17 protein-coding genes are annotated in these 17,945 nt (G+C 66.9%); 6 read left to right on the plus strand and 11 right to left on the minus strand.

What is annotated here, in order from left to right; all coding sequences use genetic code 11:
- Positions 1–15: 15 nt before the first annotated feature.
- The 5 genes from NQV17_RS14665 to NQV17_RS14685 form a co-directional block, all read right to left on the minus strand.
- Complete coding sequence (locus NQV17_RS14665; RefSeq protein WP_082088758.1) at positions 16–723, minus strand: phosphorylase; 708 nt, start codon at positions 721–723, stop codon at positions 16–18.
- 3 nt (positions 724–726) lie between these two features.
- Positions 727–2,700: a squalene--hopene cyclase gene (gene shc, locus NQV17_RS14670; protein ID WP_044848866.1), complete on the minus strand. Its 1,974-nt coding sequence runs from the start codon at positions 2,698–2,700 to the stop codon at positions 727–729.
- Between the two features lie 15 nt (positions 2,701–2,715).
- Positions 2,716–3,969 carry a hydroxysqualene dehydroxylase HpnE gene (gene hpnE, locus NQV17_RS14675; protein ID WP_257772819.1) on the minus strand — a complete coding sequence of 418 codons (1,254 nt, stop codon included), beginning with the start codon at positions 3,967–3,969 and terminating at the stop codon, positions 2,716–2,718.
- Positions 3,970–3,973: 4 nt separating this feature from the next.
- Positions 3,974–4,822, minus strand: coding sequence for a presqualene diphosphate synthase HpnD (gene hpnD / locus NQV17_RS14680; protein ID WP_044848864.1), 849 nt, complete (start codon positions 4,820–4,822; stop codon positions 3,974–3,976).
- 249 nt (positions 4,823–5,071) lie between these two features.
- Complete coding sequence (locus NQV17_RS14685; protein ID WP_257772820.1) at positions 5,072–5,404, minus strand: hypothetical protein; 333 nt, start codon at positions 5,402–5,404, stop codon at positions 5,072–5,074.
- 217 nt (positions 5,405–5,621) lie between these two features.
- Between NQV17_RS14685 and NQV17_RS14690 the strand changes: the two genes are divergently transcribed.
- A complete protein-coding gene (locus NQV17_RS14690; protein ID WP_257772821.1) occupies positions 5,622–6,506 on the plus strand; it encodes an alpha/beta fold hydrolase in 885 nt (294 codons plus the stop codon).
- 161 nt (positions 6,507–6,667) lie between these two features.
- On the opposite strand, the gene NQV17_RS14695 is transcribed toward NQV17_RS14690, so the two are convergent.
- From NQV17_RS14695 to NQV17_RS14705, 3 genes are read right to left on the minus strand one after another with little or no spacing between them, the layout of a single operon-like run.
- The gene (locus NQV17_RS14695) at positions 6,668–7,624 is read right to left on the minus strand and encodes a GGDEF domain-containing protein (protein ID WP_257772822.1); all 957 of its coding nucleotides are present in this window, start codon (positions 7,622–7,624) and stop codon (positions 6,668–6,670) included.
- Complete coding sequence (locus tag NQV17_RS14700) at positions 7,621–8,247, minus strand: chemotaxis protein CheC (protein ID WP_257772823.1); 627 nt, start codon at positions 8,245–8,247, stop codon at positions 7,621–7,623. The genes NQV17_RS14695 and NQV17_RS14700 overlap by 4 nt, the downstream gene beginning before the upstream one ends.
- Complete coding sequence (locus NQV17_RS14705; protein ID WP_044848766.1) at positions 8,240–8,608, minus strand: response regulator; 369 nt, start codon at positions 8,606–8,608, stop codon at positions 8,240–8,242. The genes NQV17_RS14700 and NQV17_RS14705 overlap by 8 nt, the downstream gene beginning before the upstream one ends.
- A 467-nt stretch (positions 8,609–9,075) precedes the next feature.
- On the opposite strand from NQV17_RS14705, the gene NQV17_RS14710 reads away from it, so the two are divergent.
- The gene (locus NQV17_RS14710) at positions 9,076–11,319 is read left to right on the plus strand and encodes a hybrid sensor histidine kinase/response regulator (RefSeq protein WP_257772824.1); all 2,244 of its coding nucleotides are present in this window, start codon (positions 9,076–9,078) and stop codon (positions 11,317–11,319) included.
- 45 nt (positions 11,320–11,364) lie between these two features.
- Here NQV17_RS14710 and NQV17_RS14715 read toward each other — a convergent pair whose 3' ends face one another.
- Complete coding sequence (locus NQV17_RS14715; protein WP_257772825.1) at positions 11,365–11,919, minus strand: NADPH-dependent FMN reductase; 555 nt, start codon at positions 11,917–11,919, stop codon at positions 11,365–11,367.
- Between the two features lie 377 nt (positions 11,920–12,296).
- Here NQV17_RS14715 and NQV17_RS14720 point away from each other — a divergent pair, with 377 nt between their 5' ends.
- Both NQV17_RS14720 and NQV17_RS14725 read left to right on the plus strand, forming a co-directional pair.
- Positions 12,297–12,893: an RNA polymerase factor sigma-70 gene (locus NQV17_RS14720; RefSeq protein ID WP_257772826.1), complete on the plus strand. Its 597-nt coding sequence runs from the start codon at positions 12,297–12,299 to the stop codon at positions 12,891–12,893.
- Positions 12,874–13,110, plus strand: a complete 237-nt coding sequence (locus NQV17_RS14725) for a zf-HC2 domain-containing protein (protein ID WP_257772827.1) — start codon at positions 12,874–12,876, stop codon at positions 13,108–13,110. The genes NQV17_RS14720 and NQV17_RS14725 overlap by 20 nt, the downstream gene beginning before the upstream one ends.
- A 310-nt stretch (positions 13,111–13,420) precedes the next feature.
- Here NQV17_RS14725 and arsC read toward each other — a convergent pair whose 3' ends face one another.
- Positions 13,421–13,777, minus strand: a complete 357-nt coding sequence (gene arsC, locus NQV17_RS14730) for an arsenate reductase (glutaredoxin) (RefSeq protein ID WP_044848770.1) — start codon at positions 13,775–13,777, stop codon at positions 13,421–13,423.
- Between the two features lie 953 nt (positions 13,778–14,730).
- On the opposite strand from arsC, the gene parA reads away from it, so the two are divergent.
- Entirely contained in the window at positions 14,731–15,393 is a 663-nt protein-coding gene (gene parA / locus NQV17_RS14735) for a ParA family partition ATPase (RefSeq protein WP_040138954.1), read from the plus strand.
- A 23-nt stretch (positions 15,394–15,416) separates the two neighbouring features.
- Complete coding sequence (locus tag NQV17_RS14740) at positions 15,417–16,478, plus strand: ParB/RepB/Spo0J family partition protein (protein WP_257772828.1); 1,062 nt, start codon at positions 15,417–15,419, stop codon at positions 16,476–16,478.
- Positions 16,479–16,568: 90 nt separating this feature from the next.
- Here NQV17_RS14740 and NQV17_RS14745 read toward each other — a convergent pair whose 3' ends face one another.
- Positions 16,569–17,933, minus strand: coding sequence for a replication initiation protein (locus NQV17_RS14745; protein ID WP_057925458.1), 1,365 nt, complete (start codon positions 17,931–17,933; stop codon positions 16,569–16,571).
- Between the last annotated feature and the right edge of the window lie 12 nt (positions 17,934–17,945).

Raw genomic sequence — 17,945 nt, forward strand, 5'->3', positions numbered from 1 at the left:
AGCGGCGAACGCCGCTCAGACGATCCGCATCGCGCCCGCACGCTCGAATGCGTGCCGCGCCTGGATCAGCGTCGTGCGTGCCGCGCGCGCGTCGCCCGCGACCTGCAGCAGCGGGCCGAGCTGCGACGGCTGCTTCAGCAGTTCGCGCAGGATCGGCAGGATCGCCGTGCTGCCGTCGTCGCGCAGGCCGGCCGTCGCCGCGCGCGGCAGCGTGCGCCACGCCGGGTCGACGATCGCGCGGCACACCGCGAACGGTACGCCGCGCGACGCCGCGAAGGCCGCGGCGATATGGGATTCCATGTCGACGGCGAGCGCGCCCTTCGCGCGATGCAGCGACGTCTTTTCCTGTTCGCTGACGACCGGCGCGCCGACCGCCGCCATTGTGCCGCGCGTGACGCGCGCCCATACCGGCGTGTCGTGCAGCGCGGCGACGAGCCGCGCGCTCCAGCCCGGATCGGTCTGAACGCGGCCGAACGGCCCGTCGATCGCGTCCGCGATCACGAGCGCGCCGGGCGCGAGATCGGGCGCGAGCCCGCCTGCCGTGCCGAAGCTCACGATGCCCGCGCAACCGCGCGCGGTCGCCTCGGCCAGCGCGCGCTCGAGCCGGTCGGCCCGCGCGGCGAACACGGCCTCGACGCCCTGACCGCGCGCGATGCGCGCCTCGAACGCCATCCCCGTGACGGCGATGACGGGCAACGTGCCGTTGTGCTGCGTCGGCGCCACGCGTTACATCCCGACCGTCACGCGCGTCGCGTTGGCGCGCTTCAGGTTGCGATAGCGCGCGAGCGCCCACAGCGGGAAGAACTTGCGATAGCCGTGATAGCGCAGATAGAACACGCGCGGGAAGCCGGTCGCCGTGAAGCGCGTTTCGTCCCACAGGCCTTCTTCGTTCTGCTGAGCGATCAGGTAGTCGACGCCGCGTGCAACGGCCGGGTTGTTCACCTCGCCGGCCGCCATCAGGCCGAGCAGCGCCCAGGCCGTCTGCGACGCGGTGCTCGGCGCCTGCTCGAAACCGCGGTAATTCAGCTTGTAGCTGTCGCCGTCCTCGCCCCAGCCGCCGTCCTTGTTCTGGATCGACAGCAGCCACTGCGCGCCGCGCTTCATGCGCGGATCGTCCGGCGTCAGGCCGGCCGCGTTCAGCGAGCACAGGGCCGTCCACGTGCCGTACACGTAGTTCATCCCCCAGCGGCCGTACCAGCTGCCGTCCGGCTCCTGCTCCTTCAGCATGTAGTCGAGCGCGCGACGGGCCGGCTCGCTGTTCAGCGGCGTCTCGCCGAGCTGCGACAGCATCGACAGGCAGCGGCCCGACACGTCGGCGGTCGGCGGATCGAGCAGCGCGCCGTGATCGGAGAACGGGATGTTGTTCAGGTAGTACTGCGTGTTTTCCGGTTCGAACGCGCCCCAGCCGCCGTCGCTGCTCTGCATGCCGACGACCCATTCACGCGCGCGCGCCATCGAGTCACGATACGTGTCCGTCTGCCTGAGCTTCTGCGCGCGGTCCATCGCCATCACGACCACGGCCGTGTCGTCGACGTCAGGGTAGTGCGCGTTCGCGTACTGGAACGCCCAGCCGCCGGGACGCACGTGCGGGCGGCGCGAGATCCAGTCGCCGCGCACGTCGAGGATCTGCAGTGGGCGCAGCCAGTCGAGGCCGCGCAGCACGGCTTCCTCGGCACGCGCGTCGCCGGTCTCGAGCAGCGCATGCGCGGCGAGCGACGTGTCCCACACCGGCGACAGGCACGGCTGACAATACGCTTCGTCCTCGTGCACGACGAGCAGCTTCTCGAGCGCCTTGCGCGCGATCGCGCGGTTCGGATGATCTTCCGCATAGCCGAGCACGTCGTACATCATCACCGCGTTGGCCATCGCCGGATAGATCGCGCCGAGACCGTCCTCGCCGTTCAGGCGCTCGTCGACGAACGACACGGCCTGGCGGATCGCGCGTTCGCGCGTGTAGTTCGGGAACAGGCCGTCGACCGCGCGCAGCGCATGATCGACCACGCGGAAGAACGCGAACCAGCCGGGGCTCTGGTGGCCCTGGCGCGGCAGCAGGCCGGCGTTGACGGGCGGGTCGATGAACAGCTCGTCGATGCGCACGCCGCGCGGGTTCTTCGCGATCGGACGCTTCGCGTTCAGCACCAGCAGCGGCACGATCACGGTCCGCGCCCAGTACGACACCTTCGACAGGTGGAACGGGAACCACTGCGGCAGCAGCATGATCTCGACCGGCATCATCGGCACCGCGCGCCACGGAATCGCACCGTACAGCGCGAGCTGGATGCGCGTGAACACGTTCGACATCTCGGCGCCGCCCATCGCGTGGATCGCACGGCGCGCACGCTGCATGTGCTCGGCGTTCTCGTCGTCGCCGATCACCTTCAGCGCGAAATACGCCTTCACGCTCGCGCTGATGTTCGGCGCGCCGTCGGTGAACAGCGGCCAGCCGCCGTCGGCCTGCTGGATGCGGCGCAGATACTTGCCGATCTTCCGTTCGAGCTCGAGGTTCGGCGTCTCGCCGAGATAGTGGACGAGCAGCACGTATTCGGCGGGAATCGTCGAATCGGCCTCGAGTTCGTAGACCCAGTGTCCGTCCGCGTTCTGCGCGGCCAGCAGCGCGTCGGTCGCGCCGGCGACGGCCGCGTCGAGCCCGGCCGGCACGGTGCCGGCGGACAGGGTGGCCATTTCGGTGAGATCGTTCATCGGTCCCTCTGTTGCTTACTGTGTCTGGAGCACGTCCGCGGCCAGCTGGCCGGAACGGATCGCGCCCTCGATCGTGGCGGGCAAGCCGGTGGCAATCCAGTCGCCCGCCAGCACGAGATTGGTCCAGCGCGTACGCACGGCCGGACGTTTCATTTCCTGCGACGGCACCGCCGCAAACCCCGCGCGCGGCTCGACCACGAGCTGCCACGCGGGAATGGTTTCCGGGTTCGCGCCGGTCACGCGCGCGACGTCTTCCCAGATGCGCCGCGCGAGCGCATCGCGCGGCATGTCGAGCCAGCGGCCCGCGTCGCGGATGGTCGCCGCGAGCGGACCGCCGCCGGTGCGCACCGCGTCGACGACGCCGTTGACGACGGTCGTCTGCAGCGGGCCGTCGGCCGGTGCATCGACCGCGAAATACGCGGTCACGACCGCACTGAACGTGTCGGGCGCGGTGAGATCCGGGACGAGCGGCTGCGCGACCTCGGGCGGCACGGCCAGCACGACCGCGTCGCCCGGTGCGAGATCGACGCGCTCGCCGCCGATCGCGACCGCATCGACCGCATTGCCGTGCGCGCCGAATTCGAACGCATCGAGCCGCGAGTTCAGCCGGATCTGCGCGCCGCCGTGCTGCAGCATCCGCAGCGCCGGTTCGACGAATGCGCTGCCGAGCCCGTGGCGCGCGACGAGCGGGCGCCATCCGGGGCCGCCCGCGGCAAACGTGCCGCACAGCGCCGCGCGCGCGAGCTCGGCGCTCGCATGGCGCGGCTCGACGTTCAGCACGCCGATGAAATACGGCCGCAGCCAACGATCCCACAGCATGCCGTCGCAGCGCATCGTCTGTGCGAGCGAGCGGCCGGTGCGCGCGAACGCGAGCGAGGCCAGCGCAAGATAATCGAGCGGCGTGGTGCCCGGCGCGCGCGACGCGGCGTCGAACAGCCACGACGGCCAGCGCCCGTTGCCGAAACGCAGCGTCCAGCGCTGCTGCGACGCGACGTCGACCACCGGACATTCAGGCAGCGCGGGCCCCGTGAGCCGATCGGCCGCGCCGATCGCGCGGAGGTAGCGCTGGGTCGCGGATTGCCCCGCGAAAACCTGATGCAGCCCGCTGTCGAGCGTCGTGTTCAGCACGCCGTCGAACCACGAGCGGCAGCGGCCGCCCGCATGCGCATGCGCGTCGTGCAGCACGATGCGCCGCCCGCGGCGTTGCAGCTCGACGGCGGCCGACAGGCCCGCGAGTCCTGCACCGATCACGTGGACGGTTCTGGGCATCGGCTCAGAACAGCGCGTAGCGCGCGGCGATCATCAGCATGCGCGCCTTCGGCTTGCGCAGCGGCGCGCGCGGGGCGGCGAAGCCGCGCGCGATCGCGGCTTCGAGGATGCAGCGATACGCGCCCGACATGATGCGCGGCGCCTTCACCTGCGCACGCGTGCACGTATCCATCACGGCATCCGCTTCGCGGAAGTGCTCGAGCGCGCGCTCGACGAGCGTCGCGCACACGCGCGGCAGCGCCGGGTCGCGCACGATCGTCGCCGGATCGGTGATCGCGATGCCTTCGCGCGCGAGCAGCTCGCGCGGCAGGTAGCAGCGGTTGATTGCCGCGTCGTCGTCGATGTCGCGCAGGATGTTCGTCAGTTGCAGCGCGCGGCCGAGGTGGTGCGACAGCTTGATGCCTGCCGCCTCCGGGATCCCGAAAATCCTCACCGACAGACGGCCGGCCGCGCTCGCCACGCGATCGCAGAACAGGTCGAGCGTCGGTTCGTCCGGCGCGCAGATGTCCTCGGCGGCGTCCATCGCCATCCCGTCGATCATCGCGTGGAAGTCCTCGCGCTTCAGGTCGAACGCGCGAATCTCGCGCTCGAGCGCGACCAGATGGCGCGGCGGCTGGCCGGCGAAGCACGCGTCGATGTCCGCGCGCCAGCGATCGAGGCCTGCGTTGCGCTCGGCGCGCGGCAGGTCGCTGTCGGCGATGTCGTCGACGGCACGGCAGAATGCGTAGACCTGGAACATCGCATCGCGCTGCACCGCCGGCAGGATGCGCATCGCCAGATAGAAAGAACTGCCCGATGTGACGGCAGCGGCGTCGGTTTCTTGTTCGTCCACGACGAGATTGGAAACGGCCAAGACGAGCTCCACGGAGACACCCACGCGGGGCGATTGAAGAAGCCATGCCCGGCTGGGTTGGTCAGGGCGTCAAATGCGTGCGAGATATGCGAACGATCGACGCAGACAGGCACAAATTACCGGCCGGAAGCCGGAATTGGGCGAAAGTATAGCAATCTTTGAAGTTCGATGGCGGACACGCGCCGCGCCCGGCGGCCCGCGCGGGGCCTGGCGGGCCGGCCGCGGCGGGGAACGGCGCCGCGCCGCCCGTCAGCCGTAGACGATGTCGCGCTGCAGGTCGAGCGCGATGAGCCCCATTTCGCGGGTCAGCTGAAGCATCGAGCGGCGTTCGAGCCGCGAGCCCATGAAGCTCGTCACGCGCCCGTCGGGCTCCGCCGTGAACTGGAACGACGGGCCGCCGGTGCCGAACCACGCGCCCGGCACGTCGGGCGATTCCCGCCAGTCGATCTGCTCGAACACGCGCGTGATTCCCGCGCGCACCATGTCGCTCGGGCCGATCGGCGGCGCGGTCTCGCCCAGGTCGTCGAGGGAATAGGGGCCGGGTTTGTCCGGCCGCCGGTAGAAGAGGTAATCGACGTTCATGGGGCGCAATCGGGAGCAAAGCGTCAAATTAGCGCGCTTCGGCGCAAATTCAAATCAGATCGAGACGAAATGTGGCCTGTACGAGACAAAAGCGCCGCATCCCGACAGCCGGTGCGCGCCCGCGCACGCTCGGGCCGTGCGTTCATGCCGGTGCGCGCAGCTTCGTCGACGCGGCTTCGTCTAAGATGAACATCTTTCTCAAAAAAACACGGACACCATGGAGACGAACGTAACCGCCACCGCGCCATCCGACCATCCCGTTTTCGTGCTGGTGCACGGCGCGTGGCACGGTGCGTGGTGCTACGCGCACGTCGCGGCCGCGCTGGCCGAGCGCGGCTACCTGTCGATCGCGCGCGACCTGCCCGCGCACGGCATCAACGCCCGCTTTCCCGCGTCCTATCTCGAACGGCCGCTCGACAAGGACGCCTTCGGCGCCGAGCCGTCGCCGGTCGCGAACACCACGCTCGACGATTACGCGACGCAGGTAATGCAGGCCGTCGACGACGCGTACGCGCTCGGCCGCGGCAAGGTCGTGCTCGTCGGGCACAGCATGGGCGGCCTCGCGATCACGGCCGCGGCGGAGCGTGCGCCGGAGAAGATCGCGAAGATCGTCTATCTCGCGGCGTTCATGCCCGCGTCGGGCGTGCCGGGCCTCGACTACGTGCGCGCACCCGAGAACAAGGGCGAAATGCTGGGCCCGCTGATGCTCGCGAGCCCGCGCGTCGCGGGCGCGCTGCGGATCGATCCGCACAGCGGCGATGCCGCGTATCGCGGGCTCGTGAAGCGCGCACTGTATGACGACGTGCCGCAGGCCGACTTCGAGGCGGTGGCGAACCTGATGACCTGCGACGTGCCGGCCGCGCCGTTCGCGACCGCGATCCCGACGACCGCCGCGCGTTGGGGCGCGATCGACCGTCACTACATCAAGTGCCTGGCGGATCGCGTGATCCTGCCCGCGCTGCAGCAGCGCTTCATCGACGAAGCCGACGCGTTCGTGCCCGGCAATCCGACGCACGTGCACCAGCTCGACAGCAGCCATTCGCCGTTCGTGTCGCAGCCGGCCGTGCTGGCCGGCGTGCTGGCGGATATCGCGAAAAGCTGACGGGGGCGCGGCACGCGCGGTGTGCGGTGTGCGGTGTGCGGTGTGCGGTGTGCGGTGTGCGGTGTGCGGTGTGCGGTGTGCGGTGTGCGGTGTGCGGTGTGCGGTGTGCGGTGTGCGGTGTGCGGTACGCCGCAGGTAACCGCGCTGCGGCCGCGCCGCGCTTACGCGTATGCGATCGACCGGTCGCGCCCGAGCCGCTTCGCGCGATAGAGCGCGGTATCGGCCTCGTTGACGAGCACGTCGCACGCCAGCGCGCCGGCCGTCGCGCACGCGCCGCCGACGCTCGCCGTCACCGGCACGCTGACGCCTTCCGCGTCGACCGGCGTGCTGCCGATCGCGTGGCGCACCTTGTCCGCTACCCGCATCGCTTCGTCGAGATTCGTGCACGGCAGCAGCAGCGCGAATTCCTCGCCGCCGAAGCGGCCGAACGTATCCTGCGCGCGCACGATCGACGCGACGCGGCGCGCCGTCTCGCGCAATACCGCATCGCCGGCCGCATGCCCGAACCGGTCGTTGATCGTCTTGAAGTGGTCGAGGTCGAACAGCAGCACCGACAGGTCGCCGCCGTAGCGCTGCCAGCGCGCGAACTCGTCACTGAGCCGCGCCTCGAAGAAGCGCCGGTTCGCGATGCCGGTGAGGCCGTCGAGATTCGCATGCTCGCGCAGCTTCGCGACCGCCTCCTCGCGCTCGCGCTGCATCACGCTCACGTGCGTGACGTCCGAGATCGTCACGCACACGGCCTCGACTTCACGGCCGCGCGTGAGCGGCATGAACGTGCAATCCTGCTGCATGTAGTCGACGCCGCCCGTGATCGGCCGGTCGTGCTCGAAGCGAAACAGGTAGGGCCGCTGCTCCCATGAGCTGAACGCGAAGCTGCCGAGCTGGAACACGCTCTCGAGCTTGCGTTCGAGCCACGCGCGCGGCAGCGCCGGAAAGCAGTCGAACAGGTTGCGGCCGATCACGTCGGCGGCCGGGATGCCGCTGTGGTCCTGCATGAAGCGATTCCACATCAGCACGGTCATCGCGCGGTCGAGCACGAACAGGCCGAAGCCGACCCGTTCGATCACGAGGTCGCTCAGCGACACGGCGGTGGCGGTGGCGGCGGGGATCGCGTTCATAGCGCGGACAGCAACGCGTCGAGCGCGTCGCCCATCAGCCGGATCGAGTCCTCGGCCATCAGCATCACGAAATGTGCGCGGAACGCGTGATCCTCGAGGCCGAAGTTCACTTCGAGCAGCAGCGCGACGCTCCAGGCCAGCGCGGTCGGCTGGAACACGTCGTCGAACGACACGTTCGCGCCGAGCAGCCCCGGCGGGAAAAACACGGGCTTGCGGCCGAGTTCGTCGAGGATCGACGCGACGCATGCGCTCATCAGCACGTTCGAGACATCGAACACGAGTTCGTCCTGCGTGGCCATGCCGGCATACACGCCGTCGCCGAACGTGCGCTCCATCAGCGACATGAGCCGCGCGACGCCCGCGCTGCGGCACAGCACGATCGCCTCGCCCTTGATGTCGGAACGGAATCCCTGGCGCACGGCCGTCACGTTATCGTGGATGCCCGTCATCTCGCGCAGCGCGTCGCCCGCATCGGCGGCCTTCACGACGCGCACGCGCGGTACCGACAGCTCGATGAAGTGCCCGAGCAGCAGCGCGAGCCGTGCGGCGGCACGGCCCATCGCGAGGTTGGCGATTTCCTGCAACGCGTCGCGTTGCTCCGCCGTGAACACCGATTCAGGCATACAACCCATACTCCTTGAGAATGGGCAGCAACGCCTCCGACGTCACGGGCTTGGCAACGAATGCGATCGCGCCCAACTCGCGCACGCGTGCTTGCGCCTGCGGCTGGATATCGGCGGATACCACGATCACGAACGTGTTCAGATCTTCGTGGCGCAGTGTCTCGAGCACCTGATAGCCGTTCATGTCGGGCATCGTCAGGTCCAGAAACATCACGGAAGCCTTGCCGTCACGATAGAGCGCCAGGGCCTCACGACCATTCGCCGCATACGTGACGTCGACGTCCCAGTCCCCCGGGAGTGCCTTTGTCAGAAGTTTGCGAGCGAGCAAGGAGTCGTCGGCGATCACGATCGGCAAAGGCATGGCGGCGAAGCGGTATACGGAATGGTCTCTCTCGCGTTAACGACCGCGCGGCGCGCTTCTTTAGGCGCCATGCGATCAAGCGCGGCCACCGCCGTGCGGCCGCGCGCGGGCGCCGCGGCGCGAGGCACGCGACACACCGCGCCGCAAACGCCGGCGGGCGCATATATCTGTCATGGGGAAAGCAAGGCGCGATTCTCTGAGTAAACCGAAGGCGGTGCAACTCGCCATTTTCACCATTTCGAACAAAATCGATTCATTCGCCCTGCATTCTGAAAACAGCCGCGACCATTTTCGAGATAAGCACGCAAAATTTTTCTTTGTGTACGTTTGCGCTGCCGGATTCATAGCGTTTTCAAACTTTCACCGTGCCCCTGTCGGAATCACCAGGTTGCACATCGGTGCGGCGGTACGGCGCACGTGCGCAACTCGTTTATGATGGAACACCTCCGCTTCACCCGCTTTCTTCGATGACGTCCGAACGTCCCGCCGACTCCCGCACGCACACCGCACCGCCCGCCGATGACTGGCAGGACGACGGCAACTATGCGTCCGGCGCGCCCGAGCACGATTTCGCGGTCCGGCGCGTGACGCTGATCGTGCTGCTGGTCGCGGCGATCGTGCTGCCGTGCATCTACGTGTCGGTCATGGCGTACAACGACCTGAAGGCCCGCGAAGCCGCGGCGAGCGACGTGACGATGCGCACCGTGCGCGTCGCCGAGGAACATGCGCTCAAGGTGTTCGACCTGAGCGAGACGCTCGATGCGCGCATCGTCGACCTCGTGCAGGACATGGACGACGCCACCGTGCGCCGCCACGAATCCGACATCCACGAAGCGCTGAACACGATCGGCGGCGGCTATCCGCAGGTGGCCGCGGTGTCGATCTTCGGTGCGAGCGGGATGCTGCTCGCCAACAGCCTCTACTATCCGGCGCCCTATGCGTCGATCGCGAACCGCGACGACTTCGCCGGCATCCGGGACGGCCGGGTGATCGAACACATCTCGAAGCTGATGATGGGGCCGCTCAAGCTCGAGAACATCCCCGTGTTCAACACGGGCGTCGCGCGACGCCATAGCGACGGTTCGTTCGCCGGCATGGTGTCGATCGCGCTGAAGTCGTCGTATTTCAATGCGTTCTACCGCGACCTGCTCGGCGGTGCGGCCACTCCGATGACGATGGCGCTCGCGCGCTCCGACGGCGCGGTGATCGCGTCGTATCCGCCGCCGCCGTCGCTCGCGCACACCGATCTCACGGCCACCTTCGGCAACGCGCAAAGCGATCCGCGCGCGGGCGTCGTGCGGGTGCGCCACGACGGCGCCAGCAGCGAGATCGTCGCGTACCGCCAGGTCGGCAGCTACCCCGTGTACGTGACCTGTGCGTACCGCACGTCGGCGATCTGGCGTGAATGGTACGAACACCTGAGCGTGCTGTTCATCTCGATGTTCGCGCCGTCGATCGCGCTGTGGTCGGTGATCTGGCTGTCGCTGAAGCGGCTGAAGGCGGAAGAGGAGGCCTGGGACCGCTGGCAGGCCGAAGCGTCGATGCGGCGCTCGATCGAATCGGCGTACCGGCAGTCGCGCAAGATGCAGGCGCTCGGCAACCTGGTCGGCAGCGTCGCGCACGACTTCAACAACCTGCTGATGATCATCTCGAGCAACGTGCAGATCGCGCGGCGACGCGGCGTCCAGCATCTCGACAAGGAACTCGGCGCGATCGAACGCGCGCTGAAGAACGGCCAGTCGCTCACGCGCCAGCTGCTCGGCGTCGCGCGCAAGCAGCCGCTGCACAGCGAGACGATCGACGTCGGTCAATGGCTCGGCACGTGCCGCGAACTGCTGAAGACGTCGCTCGGTTCGAAATCGCTGCTGGTCGTCGCGATCGAGCCCGGCGTATGGCCGATCCGGGTCGATGTCGCGGAGCTCGAGCTCGCGGTGATCAATCTCGCCGTCAACGCGCGCGATGCGATGACGGTCGGCGGCCGCTTCACGGTCGGCGCGCGCAACGTGACGCTGCGCCGCGAGGACGGCTTTCCGCTGACCGGCGACTTCGTGCAGATCTCGCTCGACGATACGGGCTCGGGCATGCCGCCCGACGTGCTCGCGCGCGCGTTCGAGCCGCTCTTCACGACGAAGGCGCAGGGGATGGGAACGGGGCTCGGGCTGCCGCAGGTGTTCGCGTTCTGCGAGCGCTCGGGCGGACTCGCGACGATCGACAGCGCGGTCGGCGCCGGGACCTCGGTGCGCCTCTACCTGCCGCGCGCACGCGTCGAGGACATCGTCGCGCGACCGCAGGCCGCCGCGCAGGAAGCGGGCGGGCTTGCGGGCCTGCACGTGCTGCTGGTCGAGGACAACAGCGAAGTCGCGGCCGGCACCGAGGCGCTGCTCACGCTGCTCGGGCACCGCGTCACCTATGCGCCCACCGCCGACGACGCACTGCGCCTGATCGAAGGCGCGGCCGCGAACGACGCATTCGACCTGGTGATCTCGGATATCCACATGCCGGGCCGTCTGAACGGCATCGATCTCGCCGAAGCGATCGACAAGCGGCCGGGGAAGCTGCCCGTGATCCTGGTCACGGGTTACGCGGAGGAACTCGACCGCACGCGTACCGTCGACGTGCGCGTGCTGTCGAAGCCGTTCGACATCGCGCTGCTCGACGAGATCCTGCTCGGCATCCGCGAAGCGCGCGATGCACGGCACGCCGGCGCCTGACCCGCGGCATGCGGGCCGGTGCCGGCGGCGGCAAGGAAACGGCGATCAGGCCGCCTTCAGCACGCGCACCCAGTCGACGTAGCGGTCGACGAAGCCCTGCAGGAACTTGCGGGTGTCTTCGCTGACGATCTGGCCCTCGTCGTCGATACGCGCCGGGTCGTGCTTGATGAACATTTCCGGCTGGCCGAGCGTCTTCACGTCGAGATACGCAAGCACGTTGCGCAGGTGCTGCTGCGCGAGCGCGGTACCGGTCGCACCCGGCGACGTGCCGAGCACCGCACCCGGCTTGCCGGACCACGAATTGTGCCCCCACGGGCGCGAGCCCCAGTCGAGCGCGTTCTTCAGCACGCCCGGGATCGAGCGGTTGTACTCGGGCGTCACGAACAGCAGCGCGTCGGCCGCCTCGATCGACTGCTTGAAGCGCTTCGCGACGTCCGGAAAGTCCGCGTCGTAGTCCTGGCTGTAGAGCGGCAGTTCGCCGATCTCGACGAATTCGAACGAGAAATCGGCGGGGGCGAGCGAGATCACGGCATGCGCGAGCGCGCGGTTCCAGGAACCGCGACGCAGGCTGCCGACGACGACTGCAACACGATAGGACATGGCTTTCTCCTTCCGGTGAGTAAGGAATCGGGTCGATTGATTCTGGACAGGCGACAAAGGTCTGTTTATAGGCAAGCCAGCCCGCGAGCCGTCCCACGGGGCCGACCGGCCGACTTTCCACAAGGTTTTCCACAGAAATTGTGGATAACTTGACCGTTATGGTCTGATGTTACAGACCGCCCGCGTCGCGATTTCGCGGCGCGCGACGCCAGGCTTCGGCAAGCATAGCGCAGCGCGCCAGCCGGCTTCGTGAATTCGCGACGGAACATGCGTTGCAGCGCAGCGTCTCGCCCAGTAAGCTGCTCGCACACCGCGATGCGCCCGCCGCCGGTGGCGCGCAAGCGAGCGCTTTCGCTTCGTAAGGCTCCCGACCTGCCATGCTGTCCGCGTACGACGACCCTGCCTATCTCGCGCAACTGCGGCGCGACCTGCTGCGCTTCGCGCGACTCCAGCTCCGCGACGCCGATGCGGCCGAGGATGCCGTGCAGGAAGCGCTGACCGCCGCGTGGTCGCATGCGGGCGAGTTCGCGGGACGGTCTGCCCACAAGACCTGGGTGTTCGGCATCCTGCGCAACAAGCTGATCGACATCCTGCGCGCGCGGCAGCGGACGGTGAGCCTGTCCGCGCTCGATGCGGAACTCGACGGCGAATCCGCGCTCGATCGCGAACTCTTCAAGGAAAACGGGCATTGGGCGCCGCACACGAAGCCGCGGCCGTGGCCGCGCCCCGAAACGCTATTGCAGCAACAGCAGTTCTGGATGCTGTTCCAGGTGTGCCTCGACCACTTGCCGGAACACATCGGACGCGTGTTCATGATGCGCGAATTCCTCGACGTCGAGATTGCCGACATCTGCAGCGAACTGACGTTGACGACGAATCATTGCAGCGTGCTGCTGTATCGGGCGCGCACGCGCCTGCGCACCTGCCTCAGCGAAAAAGGAATGACGACCGAAGATGCTGCCGGGGAAATGTAGGGACGTGACGCGACTGCTGTCGGATGCGCTCGACCGGTCCTTGACGCTTCATGAGCGCATGCAGGTGCATGTGCATCTGCCGACTTGCAGCGGATGCCGGGTGTATCGCGGGCAGATCGCGCTGCTGCGGACGGCAGCGCATGCGGCGGCGGGGCGGGGGACGGGGGATGAAGCGGGTGGCGATCGGGATGAGTCGTCGGGCAGCGGGCAGGGGTGAGTTGCTGATGTCGTTGTGAGGTTACGGGTCGCAGCGGGCGATGTCGTTGTTGACGTCGAAGGGGGCGCTGGACGTGGCTCGCGGGTGTCGAATGCGAGTTGCTCGCTGCGTGACGTCGGGGGGCGGCGTTGGCGGTGTGTGAATTCGGTTGGCGATCCGGCGTGCTTTGTGATCGCTGCTACGAGTGGTTCGTTTGATGACGGCTGGCAACGTAGTCACGGTGGACGGGTGCGGCCCACGAATTCAACCCGCTTATTCCCGGCGCGCTCGCGCCGGGATGATGCGATAAGAAAAATACGCCGAACAACAATTATTCGAACAGCGCGCGCACCGACTCGGGCGGACGGCCGATGGCCGCCTTGCCTCGATACACGACGATCGGACGCTGCAGCAGAATCGGATGAGCCGCAATCGCTTCGTAGGCCTCCGCGTCGGTCAGGCTCGCACGGGCCAGATCCAGCGTCTTGTACGGCTCTTCGCCGTCGCGAAGCATGTCGCGCACCGGGCGCCCGAGCTGACGATGCAACGCTTCCAGTTCCTCGACCGTCGGCGGCGTCTTCAGATACTCGACGACATTCACCTGCGTGCCGGCAGTGTTCAACGTCTCGACCAGTGCGAGCGTCTCGCGGGACTTTGAGCAGCGGGGGTTGTGGTAGATCGTGATCATCATTCGGACCTGGATAGGAAAGGCACGTATTGTAGCCAGTCTGGTTGCGTGCGTTTCGGCGGGGACCGGCGCGCGGGCGAAAGGGGAGTTGGAGTCTCGGTGCGGCGTGCGGGGAGAATCGGTCGCGCCGACGAGCGCGCGGTGCGCGTGATGCCTTTATGCGCATAAAGTGCGTTGCATGGACAATCGCCAAGGCCGTTTGCGGTGGCGAGCGCAGGTGAACAACGACGCATCGCTCTGGCGTGTTGCAGGTTCCGACGCTAGGGCCACCGCACGGTTTATCCGTCGCAGGGTTTATGCGCATAAAGCTGTCGCTTCCCGAGGAGGGGAGGTCCACTGATATTGCGACTGGCTCGGACTCTACGATGCCTCGATCGATCAGCGGGGCGATACGCGATCGCGTCCGTCCGGGGTATTGTCGCGGGGCGTATTGATGCGCTTACCGACGTGGGGCCGTCGATCGCTACCGAGTCTCTCGATGGTTTATGCGCATAAACACTTGGGGCGGCCAGCGCTTCGTCTCTGCACACGGCACACGGCGCGTAGCGCGAGTATCGCGCCGGCCTGAGCCGCGCCGCGTTCGTCATCCAGGCCCGTGCTCAAGCGAGGACGCCGACCCGTAGATACTCTCCTGCACCGCCGAAGTTTATGCGCACAAACTCCTCCGTCACCAAGGCCCCGTGCGTTCGGCTATCGAGAGGGCAGGCGCCAACACATTGCGCCGATCAGCTTCTCGAACGACGCGCAGAAACGCCTGTCGTCACGACGATCCATCCGCTCATCATCCACCGCAGCAATCTCGCCGCCATCCGCTGCAGTCAGCCAGCGTCCCCATTCGTTTATGCGCATAAACCGATAGCCCGAATGGCTAACGCGTAGTTGGCAAACGACAATTTCATTGAAATATAAATATCGTCCTGTAGAATTCCAACGACCAAAAACAGGAGTGAAAATTGGCCGCGGAAATCATTGCAGTCACTCAACAAAAAGGTGGCGTCGGCAAAAGCACGATTGCCATGCACCTCGGCGCGGCATTCCATGAGAAAGGGAAGCGCGTCCTCGTCATCGACGCAGACGGTCAAAACACACTGGTTCACTGGTCGAGCGCATCCGGTGACAGCGACGCCGGCATCCCGTTCCCGGTCGTCAATCTCGCCGAAGCCGGCGGCCAGATCCATCGCGAGATCAAGAAGTTCATCAACGACTACGACATCATCGTCGTCGATTGCCCTCCGTCGATCACCGAGAAAGTTTCCGGCGTCGTGCTGCTGGCCGCATCGATCGCCGTGATTCCGACTTCGTCGTCGCCAGCCGATTACTGGTCGAGCGTCGGGCTGGTCAAGCTGATCCAGCAGGCGCAGGTGATGAACGAAGACCTCCGTGCCGTCTTCCTGCTGAACAAGACCGAAGAGAAGCGCATGCTGACCCGCGAGCTCAAGCGTGCGCTCGAGGAGCTCGGCTTCCCGTTGCTGAAGACGCAAATCCCGACCCGGGAAGCGTACAAGCAGGCAATGGCGCTCGGTCAGACCGTGCTGCAGATGAACGATCGCGGCGCCAAGCTGGCCGCCGCGGAAATTCGCGCATGTGCCGACGAAATCGTCGCCATGCTGCCCTGACTTTATGCGCATAAAGGAGTCACATGAAACCCTCCCAATTTGCAAAAGGATTCCAAGCGCGCCCGGATATCACGACGAGCGAGAAGCGCACGGCGCTTGATCGGCTGAATGCCATCGACGGCATCGTCAAATCCGAGACAGCCACGCCGGCCCCGACGAAGTCCGCCAAGAAGGACATCACGCCGCCACCGTCTCCGGACGTCCTGCTCGATCCGTCGATCGACGAGTCGCCGCAATATCGCGCGTGGCGCCTCGAGAACCGCTATGCGCCCGGCCAGGTAATCGAACTGCCGTTGAAGACGATCAAGCATAGTCCGTTCAACCCGCGGCACTTCTATCTGAAGTCGTCGATTGCCGAACTCGCGGTCAACCTCGCGAAGCAGGGGCAGCAGCAGGCGATCCACGTGATTCCGGACTACGACAATCCGGGCTCGTATTTCGTCAGCGACGGCGGCCGCCGCGTGCGCGCGCTGAAGGAAGCGAACAAGGAGTCGGTGAAGGCGATCGTGATCGACGTGCCGATCGGGATCCAGAGCTACAAGCTCGGCTACGACCTGAACGTGCAACGCGATTCGCAGACGGTGTTCGACAACGCCGTCGTGTGGCGCCGCTTCCTCGACGACAAGCACTTCCTGAGTCAGAAGGAACTGTCCGAGCATCTCGGCCTCGACGAGTCGACGGTCGCGGTCGCGCTGTCGATCGGCAAGCTGCCGGAAAGCGTGATGCAGGAGATGGTCGCGCGCCCCGATCGTTTCGGTTCGAACATGGCGTATCAGGTCGGCCGTTATCACAACGCGCGCGGCACCGAGGCGACGCTGCGGCTGATCAACAAGATCGTGTCCGACGATCTCAGCACGCGTCAGGTGTCGGACATCGTCAAGGGCCGCGTCGCGGCGCAGGAAACGCCGAAGCCGGCGGGCCGCCAGCGCTATGCGCAGCGTCTCGAGATCAAGCTCGGCGGCAAGTCGGTCGGCGACCTGAAGTCGTATGGCGAAGACCGCATCGAACTGCGCCTGCGCGGCCTCCCGAAGGACAAGCGCGACGCGATCCTCGAGCAGCTCGAGCGGATGCTGTTGTCGGACTGATGGAAACGGCCGGCAGGGCCTGGCGATGCGCCGGGCCCGCCGGTTGGGCGGGCGGCCGGCGGCGGCCCGTCAGAGGGGCCTGAGCAGGCCTCAGGCGGCCCGCGATTGATTCAGGGTGAACGACAGAAGGTCGCCGTCGGTCGGCTCGCCCCAGGTCTTCTGGGCCAGCCAGTCGAAAAACGCCGTCTCGGCCAGCTTCGAATCGAGGCCGCGCTTGCGCCAGTCGTCACGCAGGTGCGAGCCCATCGTCGGCAGCACTTCCGACTCGAACGACTCGCGCGCCACTTCGCGCTCCGCGTCGCCCTGCTCCTCGTACAGCACCTTCGCTTCCTTGCGGCGGAACGCCGCGAATTCGCTCAACAGACGCGCCTTCAGATCGTCCGGCTGCGCCGCGACGACCTTCGCGGCAGGCGTGCCCGACGGCAGCGCGTCGACGGACTCGACCGGCGGCGCATAACCCTTCTTCAGCGCATCCTTGAACAACGCGGGCGCGCTGCGCACCGGCGGCAGCGTCGTGCTGCGCATCCGTTGTTCGGTCATCTGCAGCGCGGCGCGAATCCGGTTTTCCTCGCTGTCCGCGTAGAGCGTCTGCGCTTCCTTGAGCGGAATCCCGAGCTTCACCATCCGGTCGACCAGCGTGCTGTCGAACACGTTCGGATGCTCGTCGAGCGCGAGCATCGGCTGCTTGCGCTCGGTCACGCGGAACTGGATCTCCGCGACCCGGCGCCCTTCGCGATGTTCGATCAGTTCGACGAAGATGTTGGTGACCGCATTGACCTCGGCGATCGCCGGACGCAGGTAGTCGCGCTTGAAGTACTTGTACTCGCGCTTCGCCTCGTCGCCGGCTTCCGTATCGGGCGTGCCCGACAGGATCGGCCGCCACCATTCCCACGGCTCGCGCATCGTCAGGTGGCTCGGGTTCGTCAGGTAGCGCACGCAGATCTCGTAGAGCGCGAGACCGGCGCTGCTGCGCAGCTGGCTCTGGAACTGCAGGCTCAGACGCGCGTACTGGACCGGGTCGAGCAGCTTCTTCTTGATCTTCGGTGCGAACGAGAATTCGACCCACACGCGGCGGGTGGCCGGATCCTCGAGAATTTCGGCATCGGCGATCAGCGTCGAGATCCCCCACTTGCGGCCCGGCTTCTGGCTCGACGTCCCCGTGCTCCATTCGACCTGGACCGACACCATGCGGCGCAGGTGTTCCTTCACCAGCGCGGTGTCGTTCGAATCGAAGGCGGAGTTGGCGACGATATCCGACAGCAGCGCGCGATACGTATCGCCCGAGTCGTCGGCCTGCTGCGCGACGGCGAGCAGGACGTTGAACAGCTTGCGGGTAAGGAGCGTGATCTTGCCGCTCTTCGGCTGAATTGCGATCGCCTCGACGGCCTTACGCAATTCGGCTGAACTGGCACTCACCACATCCACATCGGTTTTCTTGGCGCGCTTCGTGGCCATGCGTCGGGTCGG

The sequence above is a fragment of the Burkholderia sp. SCN-KJ genome (assembly GCF_024656005.1).
In the GTDB taxonomy this organism is placed as follows: domain Bacteria; phylum Pseudomonadota; class Gammaproteobacteria; order Burkholderiales; family Burkholderiaceae; genus Burkholderia.